Genomic DNA, 21,621 nt, shown 5'->3' on the forward strand with positions numbered 1-21,621 from the left:
TAGTATAAATATTTATGGAGTATGAGTATTTAAACTAATATCTATAACGCTAGCAATCTGTTCAAGTTCACCGTTAGCTATTTCAACAAGTTGGGTAATATCGTTTTCATGTTTATCATAAAGCTCGTCGAATTTTTGTACTTCTCTAATCTCCATATCAAATAGATACCCATTGCATTCATCAGTATGCGCATAGTTTTTATCAATGTAGTACTGCTGCAGCTCTTCTTTCATGTCTATATATAACTTAAGATTGGTACGAACTAGAGCAGAGGAAAAAAAGAGATTGTTTTGACATATGTACTTACAAATTTTAAGATAACGTGAAAAAAATGTACTATTGAAGCTTCCTGGTAATGCTTCGTCTAGAAGTATATGTTCCTCAAAGTTTGCTACTAAAATCGACAGCTCTTTAGCAGCATTTATTTTCTCATCAAACAGTTTCTGATAAGTTTGCTGTGATATTTGATGAAAACGTTCTCCTTCAGTTAAAAGCTTTTCATGATCTTGCTCAAGTCGTTTTAGACGCTCATCAATAACTGCTTGCTCTTCGCGACCAGTTCTCTCTAGATATATTTTACCTATATAAGTGATTAAGCCAACTAAAACAGCATTACCACCCCAACTTATGATTAATTCTTGCCAAAAATCATTCATGATAAATACCTATTCTTTAAAGAATTAGTATAAAACAAAAAACCCTCAAGCATCACGCTTGAGGGTTTTTTTATAAACACGAACTTATACTGATAAAGACGATTTACTCAGCGAATATCGCTGCTACATCATCTTTATTAAACTTATAGACTTCACCGCAGAATCCGCAATCCATCTCAAACGTGCCGCCTTGCTCTTCCACGATATCTAACGCTTCTGCTTCACCGACTTGCTCAATGGCCATCTCACATTTTTCGCGTGAGCAAGTACAACCAAATGATAAAGGCGCAGGTTCAGGTGCGACGATGTTTTCTTCATGATACAAGCGATATAGAATCTCGTTGGCATCGAGGGTCGTTAGCTCTTCTGCCTTGACCGTACGCGTCAATACAGACAGACGTATCCACAAATCATCATCGATACCAGCATCTTCGTTTTGCTCAACTTCATACGTTTCTTCGGCAGTGCGCGGTAGCATTTGTACCAAGATACCGCCCGCTTGCAAGCCGTCAGATGCTAGGTTAATCAACGTTGGAATCTGTGCAGATTGCTTTTGATAATGCGCCAAGCAGTCAGCCAAATTGTCATGGCTACGCTCAACGATACCTTGATATGGCTCGCCACCTTCAGGCTGAATATTGATAAACAATACACCTTGTCCAGGTTCGCCTAGCTCAGCAAAGGCTTCTTTGGCATGGATCATATTATCCCACGCTTGTACTTGCTCATCCGTTTCCGCTTTCCAGCTGGCAAGCGCGCGGATGACACCGTTTTGATCGCACTCTGCCATTGCCCAGTTGAGCAAGCTGTCGCTATCTGATGACTGTAGCTGAATGGACAAACGGCCATTTATTTTAACGGTGCTGATGAGCAAACTGGCAGAGGTCAGCATTTCACCCAATAAGCGTTTGATGGCTTCGGGATAAGGCTTTTGTGCAATCGTGCTCGCGTAGCTGCGTGATAGGCGCACCACGTCACCACGTACAGGAGAGTCTTCGATAAAGAAGCGTTGGCGCACGTCGTTGTCATGGTAGTTGCTAGCGGCTTGGCTATCCGTATTTGGGGCTTGAGTGTCTTGTGTCATAGGTCATGTGTAGTATTAAGAAGTTGTTTGCTTTATGGGGATTCATCGTGATTTATCAATCATCTCTCTCGTACAGTTTGCATATATTTATGGTTTATCGTCAGTCTAAATATCACCAAATCTACCTAGTTTTGGTATAAGAAATCCACTCATAGGTCGTATCTGTATGGCATAACGCTAGGATGAATCTGTGAAAAATTAATTGTCTTGACCGACATACCTATAGATATATGACAGCGATGAGGTGGCTGCACCTGCTGAAACATACATATGTGGAAAGATGAATCCTTTACTAAAAAAGTTTACTACCAGCATTAAATTTGTTGTACAGTAACATTCAGTTGCATTGTGATAAACAACAGCAACAACCGTATGGATACATGGTAACTAGGTTAGGCAATAAGCACTATGTTGTCCAACACTCATTAAATCTCGTAATAATGTGATAAAGGATGTTTTTCATGACTTACTTCTTTTCTAAACCGTTGACTTTAGCTGCTCTAGTGGCATTAGGCCTAACAGGCTGTAATAACAGCAGCGACACTAGCACTGACGCGCCAGCAGATGATGCAGCAGCGACAGAAACCATGAATGGTACGCTACAAAAAATTAAAGACTCTGGCACTATCGTTGTCGGCTATCGTGATTCTTCTATTCCTTTTTCATATGTTGCCGATGATCCTAATCAGCCTATGGGCTACGCACATGATCTAGAGATGAAAGTGATTGAGGGTATTAAAGAAAAACTCAACATGCCAGATCTAGAAGTTCGTTATAACCTCATCACCTCACAAACTCGTATTCCTTTGGTTCAAAACGGCACGGTCGATTTTGAGTGTGGTTCAACAACCAATAATGTCGAGCGTCAAGAGCAAGTAGCTTTCTCTAATGGTTTCTTTGAGATTGGCACACGTCTATTGACCAAGGCAGATTCTGGTATCAATGACTTTGAAGACCTAAAAGGTAAGCGACTAGTGACTACCGCTGGTACGACTTCAGAGCGTTATATTCGTCAGTATAATGACGAGAAAAAGATGGATACCGATATCATCTCTGCTAAAGATCATGGCGAAGGTTTCTTGATGTTAGAAAGCGGCCGTGCTGATGCGTTTATGATGGATGATGTATTGCTAGCAGGCGAAAAAGCCAAAGCTAAAAATCCTGATGAATGGGTTATCGTTGGTACGCCGCAATCGTTTGAGATTTATGGTTGTATGATGCGTAAAGACGATGCTGAATTCAAAACAGTTGTAAACGACGCGCTGAACAAAACCTTTAGCTCAGGCGAAATCAATAGTATCTATGACAAGTGGTTCCTAAACCCAATTCCACCAAAGAACGTCAACTTGAACTTTGAGATGTCAGACAACCTAAAAGCACTTATCGCCAATCCGCATGATAGCGATCAGCCAAAAGTAGCAGCAGCACAGTAGTATTTGTCCTTCAATCTAGCTTGCTTACGTGTTCAGATCGAACTTATCGCTCATCTGACACGTAAGTTTTTCAATCGCTGTTCGGAGAGACAATCATGAATTATAGCTGGAACTGGGGTGTGCTCTTTGAGCATACGGGTATTGGCAACGAGCTGTATATCCACTGGATGATTACTGGTCTTGGCTGGTTATTACTGATTGGTAGTATTGCTTGGACCATTGCGATGGTCGTCGGTACTGTCTTCGGTATTATGCGTACTTTACCTAACAAAACAGCTCGTCGCATTGGCACCGCTTATGTGACCTTTTTTCGTAATATTCCGCTGCTTGTGCAGCTATTTTTTTGGTTTTATGTGGCACCTGGTTGGTTGACACCAGCGTTACAAGAGTGGTGGTTTAGAGATTTATCGCCGAATACATCCGCGATGCTCTCAGCCAGTATTGGTTTAGGATTGTTTACAGCAGCTCGTATTGTCGAGCAAGTACGTACGGGTATCGAGTCGCTACCAAAAGGACAGATAAACGCAGCGTATGCACTAGGCTTCACTATTCCGCAAGCTTATAAGCAAGTCCTGCTACCACAAGCATTCCGTATTATCTTACCGCCGCTTAGCTCTGAGCTTACCAACTGTTTTAAGAATGCCTCTGTCGCCTCATTGGTCGGTGTCATGGAGCTCATCAGTCAAACCAAAACCATCAGCGAATACACACAGAATAGCCTTGAGATTTATACTTATGCGACGATTATCTACCTCGTCTTTAATCTCTCACTCATCGCTATTATGGGTTTGATCGAGCGTAAATTAAGAGTACCAGGGCTTATCGCAGGGAGTCAGAAATGAATATGATGACCGAACTTGCGACCGCGTATCCAGGCTTAATGGGTGGCATGATTACCACGCTAAAAGTCCTATTTTTGGCTATTATCGGTGGTATCAGCTTAGGTACGGTATTGGCGCTCATGCGCTTGTCAGGTATCAAAGCATTAGAGATTCCCGCTAAGCTGTATGTTAATTATTTTAGATCTGTACCGTTACTGTTGGTGCTACTGTGGTTCTACTTTGCAGTACCGATGATTTATTTTTGGGCAGCGGGTAAGTATTTACAACTAGATGCAGCCTTTGCCTCTTGTGTTGTCGCGTTTATGATGTTCGAAGCGGCTTATTTCTCAGAAGTCGTCCGTGCGGGTATTCAGTCTATCGGTAGTGGTCAGGTTAATGCGGCTAAAGCATTGGGCATGACTTATGGGCAGACGATGCGTTTGGTCATTTTGCCACAGGCCTTTCGCAAGATGCTGCCATTGATTTTGCAGCAATGTATTATTTTATTCCAAGATACGACCTTAGTGTTCGCTATTGGTCTGACTGACTTCTTCCGAGCAGCATACGTACGTGGTGAACTAATGGGTCTATTGACGCCTTACATCTTAGGCGCAGGCGCTGTGTATTTCGTCCTAAGCTTGGCAGCTTCAGTCGGTGTACAACGCGTACAGAAAAGGTTAAGGTTTTAATAAAGGACTGTTAAGCGTTAGAGTCGATCAATGCATGATTATCTGAACATGGTTATCTGATCTCATTTGATTGGCTCTAATGCTTTCAAAATTTAACTGCATTTGTCATTAATGTAACGTTGATTCAGTTTAAAAGAGAGACAAGGCAACCGAGTGCAGATGTATATGTAATACTTCAAGCGAGGTTAACGCGGTAACTCTTTTATAGAGGATTGACTATATTTTGACTGAATGCAATTGGGCAAGATTAAGAACAAGGCTAGGAGCCAACGATGAATAATGCTAAAACGTTTATAAATGACTTTGGTGGACTGGTCACAGACAGTGGTCATGCTAGCAGTGAGATGGTCGTTGAGATAGATAGCGTTAGCAAGTGGTATGGTGACTTTCAGGTACTGACTGACTGTACCGCTCATGTCCACAAAGGTGATGTCGTCGTAGTCTGTGGTCCATCGGGTAGTGGTAAATCTACCTTGATCAAGACCGTGAATGGGCTAGAGCCCTTTCAAAAAGGCAATATCATGGTCAACGGTATCTCTGTCGGTGATCCAAAAACTAACTTACCTAAGCTACGTAGCCGCGTCGGCATGGTGTTTCAGCATTTTGAGCTATTCCCTCACTTGACCATCATCGATAATTTAATGGTTGCGCAAATTAAAGTATTGGGTCGTAAAGAAGCGGAAGCCAAGCAAAAAGCAATGGCTTATTTAGATCGAGTAGGGTTGACCGTTCAAGCCAATAAATATCCTGCTGAGCTATCAGGTGGTCAACAGCAGCGAGTCGCTATTGCTCGTGCGCTCGCGATGGATCCCATAGCAATGTTGTTCGATGAGCCAACCTCAGCACTCGATCCTGAAATGATTCAAGAAGTGCTCGATGTGATGGTGGAGCTGACTCGTGATGGTATGACGATGATGTGTGTGACGCACGAAATGGGCTTTGCCAGTCAGGTGGCCAATCGTATTATCTTTATGGATGAAGGTCATATCGTTGAGAACTGTAGTAAGGATGAGTTCTTTGAAGGCGCGAAAAGTGAGCGTGCACAGCAATTCTTATCGAAGATTTTGAATCATTAAATAGATTTTGATTTACGATTATTTATAGCGCTGTTTCTAACATAAAGACACGTTCTAACACTTATTTTTCTTTCCACTGCTACTGGTTATACAAAGCGCCCTATTAAAGACGGTTAAACGCTATCTTTAATAGGGCGCTTTGTATTCAGTTTCTTTTATATAGCTATTTGAAAAACGACTTGGAGCCTATGATGTTCACCCCCAAAGCATTTAAAGAGGAAGACTTTGAGACTATAAAAGCCTTTATCAAAGAGCAGCCTCAGGCTACTATCATTGTACAAACAAATACAGGATTAGAGGCTTGTCATATTCCGATGTACTGGCAGGATGATGGCAGTCAATACGGTTGTCTATATGGGCATATTGCCAAAATAAATACTTTGAACAATGGTGATAATATTGATGCACCATGGCTAGTTATATTTCAAGATACCGGTCATTACATCAGCCCCAATTGGTACCCAAGTAAAGCAATAACTCATAAAGAAGTACCCACGTGGAACTATCGTAGCGTGCATATCACAGGATTAGTTCGCCTGATAACTGAGCCTGGAATGCTGATTGAAATCTTAACGAAGCTAACCACAGATTTTGAAGCCAACCAACCTATTCCATGGTCACTCAGTGATGCGCCAGTGAACTACATTCAAGCACTTTGTCGAGCGATTGTTGGTATTCGCATCAATATCACGGATGTTCAAGCACAGTTTAAACTTAGTCAAAATAAGACTGCTGAAAATAGAGCAGGCATAATCGCAGGACTAGGGCGACTGCAAACGGAAAAGGCAGATGAAATGGCTAAGCTAATTGAGTAGACAAGCTTGAAAATATAGTGTTTATGATACTGACGGATTTAATTTTACTTAATGATATCAACTTAATTAGGATTGATTATGACGCTAAAGCGAACTGTTGGCATACTACTGTTTAATGAAGTAGAGGTGTTGGACTTTGCAGGACCTTTTGAGGTGTTTTCATTAGCTGAAAATGCTGATAACAATAAGTATTTTGACGTTATCACTATAGCTGAGAACCAAGCGCCAATATCTGCTAGGAATGGTCTGCAAGTTATTCCTGATTATAATTTTACCAACCATCCAGACATTGATGTACTAATAATCCCTGGTGGTTATGGTGCTGAAAAAATAGAAATACATAATAAAGTAGTGATTGACTGGATCAAGACTCAAGAAAATTTGGCAGAGCTTACACTTTCAGTGTGTACAGGAGCGTTACTATTGGCAGAAGCAGGTTTGCTAGCTGGTAGGTCAGCCACCACGCATTGGATGGATTTGGATAATCTGGCATCGTATCCTAGTATCAACGTTATCTCTGATACTCGCTTTGTAGATGCCAGTGATGATACATGTAATATTGTCACATCAGCGGGAATAAGTGCAGGCATCCATGCAAGTCTATACTGTATCGAAAAACTAATAGATAGTGAAACCATGCGTGCAACAGCACATCGCATGGAGTTCGATATTAACTAATTAAGTGAGTTATTGGATAGATGAGTGAATGGCTGTTTACTGATACAATAGCGGTCAATGTTTTTGATAATTAAAATAATTCATAAACCGTATTGGAGTTCATATGAGTGTAGAAAATCCATCAGTAGCATCATCTAAAGGTATCGTCATCATTGGTGCAGGTTTGGCGGGCTGGCATGTGGTTGATGCCATTCGTGCGAAAGACAAAGATATTCCGATTGCGTTGGTGACAGCTGATAGTGGCGATCGTTATCATAAACCAATGCTGACCATGGCCATTAGCCAAAAGAAAAGTGCGGCAGACTTGGTAAGAGCGACTGGTATTGATGCGGCAGAGGCTGCAAATGTTAAGCTACTTGCTAACACGCAAGTAACGGATGTTGATACGACAACTCAAGAATTACAGTTAGTCTCTGCACTGCGCTCAGATCCTGTTTATACCAATTACGCCACGATCGGCTATGATAAGCTGGTGCTTGCCATGGGTGCGCATCCTATCTTCCCAAAAAGCTTGCCAGAGGATTTGGTATGGCACGTCAATCATATTGAGCGTTTTGGACAGTTGCAAGAAAAGCTAGCAACAGGTAGCCAGCACGTTGCTATCGTCGGTGCAGGTATGGTTGGGACGGAGATTGCAGAAGACTTACTCAAAGCTGGTCATCAGGTGACACTCATTGATTTGAACGATGCGCCGCTATCACAAATGCTACCACCAAAAGCGACGGCTCGTATCGCTCAAGCGGTCAAGTCGCAAGGGATTAACTTTTTAGGGGGTTATCAAGTATCTGGTATTACTCGTCTCAGTGATGAAAAACTAGAAGTTAGTTATGATGCGCTGTCATCAGCGACAGAAAGCAGTACTGCTGAGCCACTCGAACCACTTATGGTCGATCATGTGATTGCCAGTACAGGTCTGACGGTCGATGATAAACTGCCTGTAGCTGCTGGTGTCGAGTTCAATCGTCGCACTGGTATCGTGGTGGATGCGCCAACCTTGCGTACCAGTACAGCCAATATTTATGCGATTGGTGACTGCATGTCTATCGATGGCGTGCCGTGTCGTTATGTGGCCCCATTACGCGCTCAGGCTGCTACCATCGCTGATGATATCTTAGGTCATGAACACAGTGGCTATGAGCATAAACCGCCCATGATTCGCCTGAAAAACAAAGCAATCTCTGTCATGGTAACAGGTGTGCCGCAAGCGACTGGCAACTGGCAGGTCAAGACGGAAAGTGATGAAGCGTTAGTCATGGACTTGCTTAATGATAGTGATGACGTGAGCGCTACGTTGACCATCAAGTTGCCGCCAATCGTTAAAGCTTAATGACTGTTAAAACTAAATGGTCGTAAAATTGGGTTTGTTCTAAAAACTCAGTTTTTAAATCAAATATTAATAACAATGTTAACAGCACTGTTGATAGTAATGTTAATAGCAATTTTGATACTAATGCCAATCATACTAGCCATAGTATGATTGGCTTTTTTGTGTCAACAATTTGCCATATTTTTGTGATAGTTTTAGTGAAGTATCTATCTTTCATAAGATAAATATTTAATTAAATGATACGCATTGTATTACTATGATTGACAGCTGTTTGTTTACAACGGTATAGTAGTGACAATCTATATAAGACCTATTCAAGGAAGAATAACGGGTCTACAGGCTATCAATACGTACTATCTATAAATGACCAATACGATAAAAAGTAAAACGAAAGGACTCGTTATGACGCAAACTTCTGATTTTGATGCGACTAAAATTGATTTTGATACTATTCTAAATAGCATTCCTAGTATTAATATGGGCGCACGCTCAGCAAATGCACCGCTTACCCAAAGCTATGACAAAGGCCCTGATGTGCCGCTCATTGAAGCGACTATCGGTGACTTTTTTGATGCTATCGTATCCAAGTATCCAGAGCGTGAAGCTTTGGTTTCTCGCCATCAAAATATCCGCTGGACTTACCGTGAGCTACAACAGCAAGTCAATCAGCTAGCCAGTAGCATGATTGAGATGGGGCTAGAAATCGGTGATCGTATCGGCATCTGGTCACACAACAATGCTGAATGGTTGCTCATGCAATTAGCGACGGCAAAAGTCGGTGTTATCCTCGTCAATATTAACCCTGCCTATCGTACCTTTGAGCTGCAATATGCCTTGAATAAGTTGGGCTGCTCAGCGCTTGTGCTCATGCGTCATTTCAAAACCAGTGATTACGCCAGTCTCATCAGTGAACTGTGTCCTGAGATTTATCATAAAGACTATACCCAGCTTGATTTGGTCGAGATTCCAACGATTGAGCGTATCATCTGGATTGATGAGCCAGCATCTGAGGAAACCTTTGACTTTATGCAGAAATTCTCTGCATGGATGGCGGAAGGCGATGCCAATGATCCACGGGTTGCAGAGCGTCAAGCCCAGCTCAAAAACACGGATGCCATCAATGTCCAGTTCACCAGTGGCACGACTGGTACGCCAAAAGGTGCAACCTTAAGCCATCGCAATATTCTTAACAACGGTTACTTCATCGGCGAGGCTATGAACCTTACCGAAGAAGATAAGCTGTGCATTCCAGTGCCCTTGTATCATTGCTTTGGTATGGTGCTTGGTAACCTAGCGATTCTTACGCATGGTGGCTGTATCGTTTATCCGAACGATGGGTTTGAGCCGCTAACTGTATTACAAGCGGTCGAAGAAGAAAAATGTACGGGTCTGCACGGTGTGCCAACGATGTTTATCGCTGAGCTTGACCATCCGGAGTTTAAAAACTTTGATTTATCGACTTTACGTACTGGCATCATGGCAGGCTCTAGTTGTCCGATTGAAGTCATGCGCCGCGTCATCGACGAGATGCACATGAGTGAGGTCACCATTGCGTATGGCATGACAGAGACCAGTCCAGTATCTTGCCAAACCAATGAACATACGCCGCTTGATAAGCAAGTATCGACAGTAGGACTGGTACAGCCAGCACTTGAAGTCAAAGTCGTCAATACTGAAACGGGTGAGACTGTCGCATTGGGCGAAACGGGTGAGTTACTGACACGCGGTTATTCAGTGATGAAAGGCTATTGGGGGAGTCGCTTTAAAACCCGCGCAGCCATCCAAGATGGTTGGATGCATACGGGCGATTTGGCTACGATGGACGAAGATGGCTATGTCAAAATCGTTGGCCGTAGTAAAGACATGGTCATTCGCGGCGGCGAGAATATCTATCCGGTCGAAATCGAAAACTATCTGTATCGTCATCCTAAGATTCGTGATGTACAAATCGTTGGTATTCCTGATAAAAAATATGGCGAAGTACTCGCGGCATGGATTATTCCTAAAGAAGCAGACAGCTTAACGGAAGAGGAAGTTCGCCAGTTCTGTAGCGAGCATATTGCTCATTATAAAGTGCCAGCCTACTATCGTTTCGTGACTGAATATCCAATGACCATCACTGGAAAAATTCAGAAATATAAAATTATTGAACAAATGAAAGAAGAGCTGGGCTTATAGTTAATCTAACTATTGTGTCTAATTTATTAAAGGTTATAGTCGATACCAAATGACATAAATACGTTATGGTATAACGCGAGACTTGTATTAATTTTTCTAGCTTGCTGTGCCTACGCCGACAGAGGCTATAAAAAATTCACCCAAATCTCGCTGTATCGATTATAAATCGAGCTGGCTATACGGATAAAGATACGAATAAAGACCAAAATAATCAGTAGCTAGAATAATTCGCATAAGAAGCTACTCGCATTTACGCATTAAAGAAAAGGGATGTCATGAGCGCTATCATAACCAGTAAACTGAGTCCAAACTCAAGCGACTTTCAGCAAAACAGTGCCGCCATGCAAGCGGTGGTCGATGACTTATATGATCACTTACGTAAAGTCGTGCAAGGCGGTTCAGAGCGTGCCCGTGCCAAGCATTTAGCCCGTGGCAAACTATTGCCTCGTGAGCGTGTTGAGCGCTTGCTTGATGTGGGTACGCCATTTTTAGAAGTGGCACCGATGGCAGCGCATGATATGTATGGCGAAGAGATTCCAGCGGCTGGCGTGATTGCGGGTATCGGTCGTATCAATGGTATTGAGTGTATGATTGTCTGTAATGATGCCACGGTAAAGGGCGGCACTTACTACCCAATGACGGTCAAAAAACATCTGCGTGCGCAAGAAATCGCGCAAGAAAACAATTTGCCTTGTGTCTATTTGGTGGATTCAGGCGGCGCTAACTTACCCAATCAAGATGACGTATTTCCCGATAAAGAACACTTTGGTCGCATCTTTTTTAATCAGGCCAATATGAGTGCCGCAGGTATTCCACAGATTGCCGTAGTCATGGGCAGCTGTACGGCTGGCGGGGCATACGTACCAGCGATGAGCGATGAGTCTATTATCGTCAAAGACCAAGGCACCATCTTTTTGGGTGGTCCGCCATTGGTCAAAGCGGCGACAGGTGAAGAGGTCACAGCCGAAGATTTGGGCGGCGGCGATGTGCATACCCGTCTGTCAGGGGTCGTCGATCACTTAGCGCAAAGCGATACCCATGCTTTATCGATTGCACGCAACATCGTTAGCCATCTAAATCGTCCTGCGAAGCAAGTACCTAATCAAATCAAGCCGCGTCCACCACGCTATGACGCCAAAGAGTTGTACGGCGTCATTCCAACGGATAAGCGCAAGCCATTTGATATCAAAGAAATCATTGCTCGTATCGTCGATGACAGTGCTTTTGATGAGTTCAAAGCACGCTTTGGCACAACGCTAGTCTGTGGATTCGCTCATATCGAAGGGATGCCAGTCGGTATCATCGCCAATAACGGTATTCTGTTCAGTGAGTCAGCACAGAAAGGCACGCACTTTATTGAGCTATGTTGCAAGCGCAAAATTCCATTGGTATTCCTCCAGAATATCACTGGCTTTATGGTCGGTCGCAAATATGAAAACGAAGGCATTGCGCGCCATGGTGCCAAGATGGTGATGGCAGTCGCCAATGCAAAAGTGCCAAAATTCACGGTCATTGTCGGTGGTTCATTCGGTGCCGGTAACTACGGCATGTGTGGTCGCGCTTATAGCCCGCGCTTCTTATGGATGTGGCCAAACGCGCGCATCTCGGTGATGGGCGGCGAGCAAGCAGCATCGGTACTGGCAACGGTCAAGCGTGACAATTTTGATCGTAAAGGCGAGGCGTGGAGTGATGAGGATGAAGCGGCATTTAAAGCACCGATTCTCGATATGTATGAAAAGCAAGGCCACCCATATTATGCCACCGCACGTCTATGGGATGATGGCGTGATTGACCCTGCTGATACCCGTCATGTATTGGCCTTAGGATTAAGCGCCGCCTATAACGCACCGATTGAAGAGACGACGTTTGGTATTTTTAGAATGTAATCATTTTCAGACCTTCCCATAATAATCTACTACTGCGTCAACCTCATTTGAAGTACGATTTGTACATCTACATTCGGTTTCCTTGTATTAACATTATTATGGATTGACCAAGAGTATGTTTAAGTATTTACATAAAAAATATAGAGAAAATAATGCAAAAAAACAGTGATAAAAACTATAAAAGCCTACTGGTTAAAGTAGAACAGCACGTGGCGACTGTGACGTTAAATCGTCCTGAGATACGTAATGCTTTCAATGATGAAATGATTGCTGAGCTAACTGATGCATTTAATATGCTTGGTGCTGATGATGAGGTACGTGTCATTGTACTAGCGGCTGCTGGCAAGGCATTCTGCGCAGGTGCCGATTTGAATTGGATGCGTGCCATGGCAGATTATAGCTATGAAGAAAATTTAGCGGATGCTGATAAATTGGCGCAAATGCTCAAAACTATTTACGAATGCCCGAAGCCAACAGTTGCGGCAATCCAAGGTGATGTCTATGCAGGTGGCATGGGCTTAGTCGCTGTTTGTGATGTGGCCATCGCTGTCAAAATTGCAAACTTCTGCCTAAGCGAAGTGCGTTTGGGCTTAGCACCTGCAACGATCAGCCCTTATGTCATCAGATCACTGGGTGCTAGAGCATCGCAGCGTTACTTCTTAAGTGCTGAAGTGTTTGATGCCAAAAAGGCACGTCAGCTTGGCTTTATCCATGAGCGTGTTAGCGAAGAATGGCTGGCTGATGAGGTCGCTATATTTTGTAGTAAAGTCGTCAAAAATAGCCCTGACGCAGTCAAAACCTGCAAGCAGCTATTACACGATGTCGCTGGTGCACCCATCACTGATGAGCTGATTGCCGATACAGTAAAAGGCATCGCTGATATTCGCTCATCAGAGCAAGGTAAAGAGGGCGTGCAAGCCTTTTTGCAAAAACGTAAGCCCAATTGGTTGACGGCAGATTAATACTGCACGAGAGATAAATGAGTAAATAGATAAGACCTCAAATAAAAACGATAACACACAGGGATAGTTATGTTTTCTAAAATTCTAATTGCCAACCGTGGTGAAATTGCCTGCCGAGTAGCCGCGACTGCCAAGCGTCTGGGTGTTAGCACCGTCGCTGTTTATTCTGATGCGGATCGTGAAGCCAAGCATGTGGCTGTCTGTAATGAGGCGATCTATTTGGGCGGTTCGGCACCAAAAGACAGCTATCTCAAAGGTGATGCGATTATCGCGATAGCGCTTGAGACTGGCGCACAAGCGATTCATCCGGGTTATGGGTTTTTAAGCGAAAACGCTGACTTTGCGCAAGCTTGTCAGGATGCAGGACTGGTCTTTATCGGTCCATCGGCTGATGCTATCCGAGCTATGGGCGGCAAGTCTGAATCCAAGCGGTTGATGGAAACAGCTGGCGTGCCACTGATACCCGGCTATCATGGTGACAATCAAGATGCGCAATTCTTGCAGCAGCAAGCCGACGCTATTGGCTATCCAGTACTGATTAAAGCCAGCGCTGGTGGTGGCGGTAAAGGTATGCGTATCGTCGAAAAAAGCAGCGACTTTGTGGATTTATTAGACTCATGTCGCCGTGAAGCCATTACGAGCTTCGGTGACGATAAAGTGTTGGTTGAAAAGTACGCATTAAAACCACGCCATATCGAAATCCAAGTATTTGGTGATACGCATGGCAACTATGTGCATTTGTTTGAGCGTGATTGTTCCGTACAGCGCCGTCACCAAAAAGTATTAGAAGAAGCGCCTGCACCGGGTGTTGATATTGCGATGCGTGAGGCGATGGGCACCGCTGCCATCGAAGCGGCTCGTGCGGTCGATTATGTCGGCGCAGGCACGGTCGAGTTTATCGTTGAGCAGCGCGAAGACGCTATGAATTTTTATTTTATGGAAATGAATACGCGGTTGCAGGTTGAGCATCCAGTCAGTGAAGCGATTACGGGTGTTGATTTGGTCGAATGGCAGCTCTTGGTAGCGGCAGGTCACCCATTGCCAAAAACTCAAGACGATCTGACTATCAACGGTCATGCAATTGAGGCACGCATCTGTGCCGAAAATCCTGACAATAGCTTCTTGCCAGCGACAGGTACATTGTTTACGTATCAAAAACCTGAACACAGCACCTTTATGATTGATAAAAATGGTACTGGCGTGCGTATCGATGATGGCGTGCGCGAAGGTGATGTGATTAGCCCGTTCTATGACTCTATGATTGCCAAGCTCATCGTGCATGCGCCAACGCGAGAGCAAGCATTAGCCAAGCTCGATCGAGCACTTGCCCAAACGCGTATCGTGGGTTTGCCGAATAACGCGGCATTTTTGCGCTATATTTTGAATACGGCGTCTTTTAGCAAAGCCAATCTCGATACGGCATTGATTGAGCACGAGCGTGATGCGATTTTTAATCAGCAGCCTTTGGCATTATCGACGCTGGTTGTGACCGCCATTACTCGTCAGCTTGCGAGTGAGATGGCGACGCAAGAGTCAGATATCGATCCATTTAGCAAACCTACTGGCTTCCGTGCTTATAACGATTACACTCGCTCATTCAGCTTGGTTTATGATGAGAGTGCTTATACTGCCCGCCTGAGCAATTGGCATAATGCGAATTGTTCTGATAGCAAAAAGGGCAGCGATAACCTCAGCAGCTTTACGCTCGTTATTGAAAAAGAAATCGCTAACACGCAGGATAATAACAATATTAACGTAGCTGCTCAGACCGAAACAGTCTATGAAGGTCAGGTGAGCTATACCAGTAGTGACGAAAATAATCATACGTTATGGTTAGATGGTGCAGGTACTAGCGCGCAAAGTTGGGTACTTAATGAGACCGTTTATGTGTTCACAGACAGTGGCCGTGACGAAATTACGCTTGTTGATATCATGGCGCACGTAGGCGAAGAGTCCGCAGCGGTCGGTAGTTTAAAGTCACCGATGCCAGGGCAGGTTGTTGCCTTTAAAGTAGCGGTTGGCGATACTGTGAAAAAAGGCGAGCCGTTAGCAGTCATCGAGGCGATGAAGATAGAGCATACTATTACTGCGCCGACGGATGGCGTGGTGGCAGAATTGCTATTTGCAGCAGGGGATTTGGTCGCTGATGGTGACGAGTTATTACGCATTGATACTGGTGAAAATACTGAGAGCGCATAGCTGACGAAGCCTAATAAAAAAGCCTCATAGAAAGACGAATAATAAAAAGGATGATAAGTATGAGCCACTCGTATCCAAACCATTCATATCCAAGCCATGTCACCATCGTTGATGTCAGTCCACGCGATGGCTTGCAAAACGAGTCAACGACGGTACCGACTGAGGTTAAGCAAACACTTATCAATGATTTGATTGCAGCCGGTGTCAAAAAGCTGGAAGCGACCAGTTTTGTCTCGCCAAAGTGGGTGCCACAAATGGGTGATAATAGCGCGCTGCTTGATGCCCTAGCATCTACGCGACAAACGGACATTTGCTACTCGGTACTGGTGCCCAATATGCGCGGTTTTGAAAATGCCATTATTCACCGTCCTGATGAAATCGTTATTTTCGGCTCAGCCAGCGAAACCTTTAGTCGAAAAAACATCAATTGTAGTATTGATGAGAGTATCGAGCGTTTTGCGCCAGTGGCTGCTGCGGCAAAAGCGCAGGGTATCAAAGTACGAGGTGTGATTTCATGTACAGTCGGCTGTCCTTATGAAGGTGACATTGATCCAAGCCAAGTAGCCTATGTGACCAAGCGTCTGATAGAGATTGGTGCAGAGCAAATTGGTATTGCTGATACCATTGGTGTTGGTACGCCGCTTAAAGTGCAACGAGCATTACAAGCTGCATTAGAATATGCTGATATTTCTATGCTATCAGGTCATTTTCATGATACTTATGGTCAAGCATTGAGCAATACGCTAGCCGCACTACAAATGGGTGTTAGCGAATTTGATACCTCAGTGGCTGGGCTTGGCGGCTGTCCTTATGCCAAAGGCGCAACAGGCAATGTGGCAACCGAAGATGTGGTGTATATGCTGCATGGTATGGGTATCAGTACTGGTATTGATTTGGATAAATTGGTCGTGGCAGGCGAGCGTATCAGTGAGTTTTTAAAGCGTCCGAATGGTTCAAACGTGGCACGAGCTTTAATTAACAAACGTCAGTCTTAAAAAATTATTGTAAAAATTAAATACTAAAATACGAGGAATAGTTATGAGTTTACCTGGATTGAATTTTCAGCTTGGCGAAGATATTGATGCCCTACGCGATATGGTACAGCAGTTTGCAGCCAATGAAATCGCCCCACGTGCTGCCGAGATTGATAGCAGCGATGAGTTCCCTATGGATCTGTGGCAAAAAATGGGTGATATTGGTCTACATGGTATTACCGTTCCTGAAGAGTACGGCGGCTCTAACATGGGCTACGTCGCACATATGGTTGCGATGGAAGAGATTAGCCGTGCTTCGGCATCGGTGGCGCTGAGCTATGGTGCGCACTCAAACCTATGTATCAACCAAATCAAACGTAATGGTAGTGAAGCGCAAAAACAAAAGTATTTGCCAAAGCTGGTCAGCGGTGAGTTCATCGGTGCACTGGCAATGAGTGAGACTGGTGCTGGCTCAGATGTGGTCAGTATGAAGCTCAAAGCCGAAGAAAAAGACGGTAGCTATATTTTGAACGGTAGCAAAATGTGGATCACCAATGGTCCTGATGCGGATGTGATGGTGGTTTATGCCAAGACCAATCCTGAGCTAGGCGGCAAAGGCATGACAGCCTTTATCGTTGAAAAAGGCATGGAAGGTTTCGGCACAGCGCAAAAGCTCGATAAGCTCGGCATGCGTGGTAGCCATACGGGTGAGATGACCTTTAACAATGTGACCGTGCCGAGTGAAAATATCTTAGGCGGTCTCAATGAAGGCGTTAAGGTATTGATGAGCGGCCTAGATTATGAGCGTGCCGTATTGGCTGCGGGTCCTATCGGTATCATGCAAGCCGTGATGGACAATGTCGTGCCTTATATCCATGACCGTAAGCAGTTCGGTCAAGCGATCGGTGAGTTCCAGCTTATCCAAGGTAAAGTCGCGGACATGTATACGATACTGCAAGCTGGTCGTAGCTTCCTATATACTGTCGGGAAAAATCTCGATATGCTGGACGCGCGCGGTGCTGGTCATAGTCGAGAAGTACGTAAAGACTGCGCCAGTGTGATTCTATGGTGTGCCGAAAAAGCCACGTGGATGGCAGGCGAGGGTATTCAGATATTTGGCGGTAATGGCTACACCAATGAGTATCCACTTGGGCGCTACTGGCGTGATGCCAAATTATATGAAATTGGCGCAGGTACCAGCGAAATTCGCCGTATGCTAGTCGGTCGTGAGTTGTTTAACGAGACCAAATAAAGCGAGACTAAATAAAATGTAACCACGACTTAAAAGTTAACTTTTATCGAATAATTTTATTTTAAAATCTAAAAATGTGCTACGTTATATGTCTCATAGCGTGGCACTTTTTAATGACTGGAATAAAAGAATTTTACAATGACCCATAAATCACATACCAAGCTAGCCTTTAATCACATAGCTTCCAACAAGACAGCTTCTCATTTTCTCAGCAATATAAAATCTATCAGTACTTATAGTCTGTTAACCACTTTGTTTGCATTGTTTACGATAACAGCGAGTATGACGCCTGCACAAGCAGAGCTGGTTGATTTGTCGAATCCTGAACCTGTTATTAAGTTTGCTAGTCGTGATGCAAGTTGGTTGAAGCCGCCCAGTTTTAATTTTGCTAGACAGTCTCTTCGCTGTACAGATAAAGAGACGGGTGAACCTATTAAAGTGGTCCGTGGACAAAAGCTTAAGATTTTGTTGGAATTATTAGTCGATAGACAAGGTAAGATTAGCAGAATAAGTGTTAAAGAAAGCAGTGGTAATAGATGTTTTGATCGAAGCGCTGCTCGTCAGATAAGAAGTGGTCAGATGAGGCCATTTGTGTTTGAAGGAAAAGCAATTCGTGGAAAAGTTGATGTACCTATTGTTTTTATAGCAGAATAGGTGATAACAAGAAATTAGGTGTGTTAAATCAAAAAAAGCAGTACGCCTAAGACGTACTGCTTTTTCTATTCTAACTTTATAAAATATGACAACGCACGTTAGTTATTTACTATGATCAAAATATCGTGCTAGACCATTTAATAATAGATCATCACGCAGACGTACCGGACGGTTGACGTGCTGCGAAATAATGGCTGCATCACCACCCGTCATGATGACTTCAAAGTTGGGGTGACGATGGCTAATCTCATTAATCGCACCGACGATTGATAATAGGATGCCGCGATGTACCGCATCTTGTGTGGTCACACCTTGACCGACACTATCGAAAGTCCCGTTAGAGATGGTTATTTGCTTGGTACCAGAAAACAATGACTCACGTTGCAGGTAGATACTGGGAAAGATATAACCGCCCAAATGCTCAGCATGATCGATCAAATCAATGGTCACTGCTGTACCGCAACCAATCACACATTGACGCTTTTTCTTATCGACCGCGCCCAGCATTTGTAGCCAACGATCACAGCCGAGCTGCTCATCATTATATTGACTCTTCATTAGCGGGTGAGCGGCATCGACGTGGACAAATTCAAACGGAATATTAAGACGGCTCAAAGTTTCTGATACCTTAGCATTCAGCTCATTACCTAGTACAGATGAGATACCAATAAAGTCAGGAGCAAAACGCTCAAAGCGATCCGTCAGACCCATCAGTAATTCGGCTGGTGCCTGCAAATGCTGTTTGGCATCATGTGTGACTATCTGACCGATATCATCGGTGAGCCAGTATTTCAGGCGGGTATTTCCAAGATCAAGCCAGAGCATAAAATTCCCTTTATATACAGTGAAGCAATTATCAACATCCTATCCTGATAGCTACTGCACTTTAGTGCTCGTTGATTAAACGATTAAGTCGTTTGAATAACGTCAATGCGTCCGGTGAAAAGTGCAGAAATCTTACCGTTATCTTGGCGCAATTGCAAACATCCATGTGTATCGATACCACAAGCGTGGCCTGTGAGTATATTGGTTTGACCGTTATGCTCTTGGGTCACACGTAATCGCAGTTCGCTCAGTGCATCCATCGAGTCAAACTGCTTTAAAAAGCTGTCCAGATAATAACGATGTCCCGTTGGTTTTTCTATACTTAAGTGCTCAAAGCGCGTCATCGCCGCCATCAATGCTTTACTCATTTGCTGATAAAGCACACGTAAGCTCGGTAGACTGGCAGCCTGCGCTTTTGGCTGTAGTGTCTCAGCAATATCTTGTAAGCTAATCGCTTGATAACTCATGCCTTCAGAGGTTTGCGCAGTTAGCGTGGGAGTGGCTTGGACATTGAGGCCGACACCTATGACCACGCCAACCAGTTTGCCGGCTTGCGATACGGGTTCAATCAGAATCCCAGCAAGTTTATTAAATGGCAGCGTCTGATCGTCTAATTCCGTATTATGCGCATCAACGTTATCTAAGGCAGTCTGGACTTGAGATTGATTTTGACTTTGGTAAAAGCCCAAATCATTTGCCCATTTCACGCCGATTGGCGTCAGTCCTTCCGTGTGCAATTGCTCATTTAGCCTTTGGATGACAGGCATTTTTGCCAGCTCTACACCGATGATTAATGAGAGTAAGCCACTAATCGGCATATGCACTGGATGGTATAGCGACAGATAGACATTGCCACGCGGTGATTGCCATGAGCGCCCGTGTTGACCTCGACCAGCGCTTTGGGTTTCAGCCGTTAGCAGGTGCATCTCGGTCGCATTCAATGTGCCATTCTGTACATCCGCTATTAGCTCGCTATTCGTAGACGCGCTACTGGCACGATGGCGATGATTCAGCTCAGGTAAATGCTCAAGTGTTAATGACTCAGGCGCAGAGTGAGATGATTGATTAAGTATCGGCATAAGTTTATTCTACTTGAGTAATGTCGCTGGGATAATCTTTGATATACTGGACGGTTTTCGCGAACAGACAGCATAAAGATTGGGGTGTGATTTGGCAAATGCAATTAAAAAGATGCTACTAAGTGCATAAACAGGCAAATCAGTAAGATAAAAATACCGTTCAAAATATAAGCAAGATAAAAGGCTAATTCGATGATGCTATATGTGTGGTTTGTGATTGCAGGGGCGTTTGCTGGCGTCAGCGCTGGCTTGTTTGGCGTTGGCGGCGGCATGATTATCGTGCCCGCACTGGTCTGGATTTTTACCGCTTATGATTTTTCGCCAGAAGTAGTGACTCATTTGGCCATTGGCACCTCACTTGCGACCATCGTTGTGACCTCGATTAGCTCACTTACTGCTCATAATAAGCGCGGCGGTGTACGCTGGGAAGTATGGCGAAAAATGGCATTAGGTTTGGTCGTCGGTAGTCTGGTGGGCGCGGGTGTTGCGGACATGATTGACGGCAAGGTACTACAAGCCATTATCGGTGTCGGCGCGCTCTTAGTAGCGATAAAAATGCTATTTTTCTCTAACAAAGAACAGTTAGGCAAGCCATTACCCTCTGCTGGCATACAATTTGGTGCCGGTACAGGCATCGGTATGGCGTCGTCTATCTTCGGTATTGGCGGTGGTAGTTTGACGGTGCCGTTTTTGAACTGGGCGGGATTACCGATGAAACAATCGGTCGGCACCTCAGCGGCTTGCGGTCTACCGATTGCATTGGCTGGCGCGGCAGGATTTGCATGGTTCGGTCAAGACGTAGTCAATCTACCTGAGGGTACGATGGGCTTTGTGCATATCACGGGTTTTTTATGCATTTCAGTGGTCAGCTTTGCGATGGCAAAAGTCGGTGCCAAGCTCGCTCATGTATTGCCTGCGCTGATGCTTAAACGTGCGTTTGGCGTGTTGTTAGTGTTTGCTGGCGGGCAGTTGTTGTTGAGTGGGATTGGGGTGATTTAGTTCAATATCAACAGTGCTCACACTAACGTCATC

Annotated in this window: 19 protein-coding genes; 15 read left to right on the plus strand and 4 right to left on the minus strand. The window is 44.3% G+C overall.

All coding sequences use genetic code 11. From position 1 onward, the window contains the following. Positions 1 to 12: 12 nt before the first annotated feature. Together I6E84_RS02250 and I6E84_RS02255 are read right to left on the minus strand one after the other, a co-directional pair. Complete coding sequence (locus tag I6E84_RS02250) at positions 13 to 657, minus strand: hypothetical protein (protein ID WP_197215831.1); 645 nt, start codon at positions 655 to 657, stop codon at positions 13 to 15. Between the two features lie 103 nt (positions 658 to 760). Further along, positions 761 to 1,741, minus strand: a complete 981-nt coding sequence (locus I6E84_RS02255; RefSeq protein WP_197215832.1) for an Hsp33 family molecular chaperone HslO — start codon at positions 1,739 to 1,741, stop codon at positions 761 to 763. A 461-nt stretch (positions 1,742 to 2,202) separates the two neighbouring features. Here I6E84_RS02255 and I6E84_RS02260 point away from each other — a divergent pair, with 461 nt between their 5' ends. From I6E84_RS02260 to I6E84_RS02325, 14 genes are all read left to right on the plus strand, one after another. Beyond that, positions 2,203 to 3,174, plus strand: coding sequence for a glutamate/aspartate ABC transporter substrate-binding protein (locus tag I6E84_RS02260; protein ID WP_197215833.1), 972 nt, complete (start codon positions 2,203 to 2,205; stop codon positions 3,172 to 3,174). A gap of 95 nt (positions 3,175 to 3,269) precedes the next feature. Continuing rightward, entirely contained in the window at positions 3,270 to 4,016 is a 747-nt protein-coding gene (locus tag I6E84_RS02265) for an amino acid ABC transporter permease (RefSeq protein WP_189582821.1), read from the plus strand. Beyond that, positions 4,013 to 4,684, plus strand: a complete 672-nt coding sequence (locus I6E84_RS02270) for an ABC transporter permease subunit (RefSeq protein WP_197129135.1) — start codon at positions 4,013 to 4,015, stop codon at positions 4,682 to 4,684. Before I6E84_RS02265 ends, I6E84_RS02270 begins: the two co-directional genes overlap by 4 nt. A gap of 344 nt (positions 4,685 to 5,028) precedes the next feature. Then, positions 5,029 to 5,760 carry an amino acid ABC transporter ATP-binding protein gene (locus tag I6E84_RS02275; RefSeq protein ID WP_197215988.1) on the plus strand — a complete coding sequence of 244 codons (732 nt, stop codon included), beginning with the start codon at positions 5,029 to 5,031 and terminating at the stop codon, positions 5,758 to 5,760. Between the two features lie 188 nt (positions 5,761 to 5,948). Next, on the plus strand, positions 5,949 to 6,575 hold the full coding sequence (locus tag I6E84_RS02280; protein WP_197215834.1) for an FMN-binding negative transcriptional regulator: 627 nt from the start codon (positions 5,949 to 5,951) through the stop codon (positions 6,573 to 6,575). Positions 6,576 to 6,653: 78 nt separating this feature from the next. Further along, positions 6,654 to 7,253: a DJ-1/PfpI family protein gene (locus I6E84_RS02285; protein WP_197215836.1), complete on the plus strand. Its 600-nt coding sequence runs from the start codon at positions 6,654 to 6,656 to the stop codon at positions 7,251 to 7,253. 103 nt (positions 7,254 to 7,356) lie between these two features. Then, positions 7,357 to 8,580, plus strand: a complete 1,224-nt coding sequence (locus tag I6E84_RS02290) for an FAD-dependent oxidoreductase (RefSeq protein WP_197215838.1) — start codon at positions 7,357 to 7,359, stop codon at positions 8,578 to 8,580. 402 nt (positions 8,581 to 8,982) lie between these two features. Continuing rightward, on the plus strand, positions 8,983 to 10,758 hold the full coding sequence (locus I6E84_RS02295; RefSeq protein WP_197215840.1) for an AMP-binding protein: 1,776 nt from the start codon (positions 8,983 to 8,985) through the stop codon (positions 10,756 to 10,758). 275 nt (positions 10,759 to 11,033) lie between these two features. Then, positions 11,034 to 12,644, plus strand: coding sequence for a carboxyl transferase domain-containing protein (locus I6E84_RS02300; RefSeq protein ID WP_197215842.1), 1,611 nt, complete (start codon positions 11,034 to 11,036; stop codon positions 12,642 to 12,644). A gap of 152 nt (positions 12,645 to 12,796) precedes the next feature. Next, positions 12,797 to 13,606: an enoyl-CoA hydratase/isomerase family protein gene (locus tag I6E84_RS02305; RefSeq protein ID WP_197215844.1), complete on the plus strand. Its 810-nt coding sequence runs from the start codon at positions 12,797 to 12,799 to the stop codon at positions 13,604 to 13,606. Between the two features lie 69 nt (positions 13,607 to 13,675). Continuing rightward, entirely contained in the window at positions 13,676 to 15,805 is a 2,130-nt protein-coding gene (locus tag I6E84_RS02310) for an acetyl/propionyl/methylcrotonyl-CoA carboxylase subunit alpha (RefSeq protein WP_197215846.1), read from the plus strand. A 59-nt stretch (positions 15,806 to 15,864) separates the two neighbouring features. Beyond that, complete coding sequence (locus tag I6E84_RS02315) at positions 15,865 to 16,800, plus strand: hydroxymethylglutaryl-CoA lyase (RefSeq protein ID WP_197215848.1); 936 nt, start codon at positions 15,865 to 15,867, stop codon at positions 16,798 to 16,800. A gap of 43 nt (positions 16,801 to 16,843) precedes the next feature. Then, positions 16,844 to 18,031, plus strand: a complete 1,188-nt coding sequence (locus I6E84_RS02320) for an isovaleryl-CoA dehydrogenase (RefSeq protein ID WP_197215849.1) — start codon at positions 16,844 to 16,846, stop codon at positions 18,029 to 18,031. Positions 18,032 to 18,169: 138 nt separating this feature from the next. Further along, on the plus strand, positions 18,170 to 18,685 hold the full coding sequence (locus tag I6E84_RS02325) for an energy transducer TonB (protein WP_197215851.1): 516 nt from the start codon (positions 18,170 to 18,172) through the stop codon (positions 18,683 to 18,685). 102 nt (positions 18,686 to 18,787) lie between these two features. On the opposite strand, the gene I6E84_RS02330 is transcribed toward I6E84_RS02325, so the two are convergent. Both I6E84_RS02330 and I6E84_RS02335 read right to left on the minus strand, forming a co-directional pair. Continuing rightward, positions 18,788 to 19,510, minus strand: a complete 723-nt coding sequence (locus tag I6E84_RS02330) for a pantothenate kinase (RefSeq protein WP_197215852.1) — start codon at positions 19,508 to 19,510, stop codon at positions 18,788 to 18,790. Positions 19,511 to 19,593: 83 nt separating this feature from the next. After that, positions 19,594 to 20,589, minus strand: coding sequence for a biotin--[acetyl-CoA-carboxylase] ligase (locus tag I6E84_RS02335; protein ID WP_197215853.1), 996 nt, complete (start codon positions 20,587 to 20,589; stop codon positions 19,594 to 19,596). Positions 20,590 to 20,784: 195 nt separating this feature from the next. Between I6E84_RS02335 and I6E84_RS02340 the strand changes: the two genes are divergently transcribed. Next, complete coding sequence (locus tag I6E84_RS02340) at positions 20,785 to 21,588, plus strand: sulfite exporter TauE/SafE family protein (protein WP_197215990.1); 804 nt, start codon at positions 20,785 to 20,787, stop codon at positions 21,586 to 21,588. Positions 21,589 to 21,621: the final 33 nt, after the last annotated feature.

Source organism: Psychrobacter sp. SCQQ22 (genome assembly GCF_015864605.1).
GTDB classification, from domain to species: domain Bacteria; phylum Pseudomonadota; class Gammaproteobacteria; order Pseudomonadales; family Moraxellaceae; genus Psychrobacter; species Psychrobacter fozii.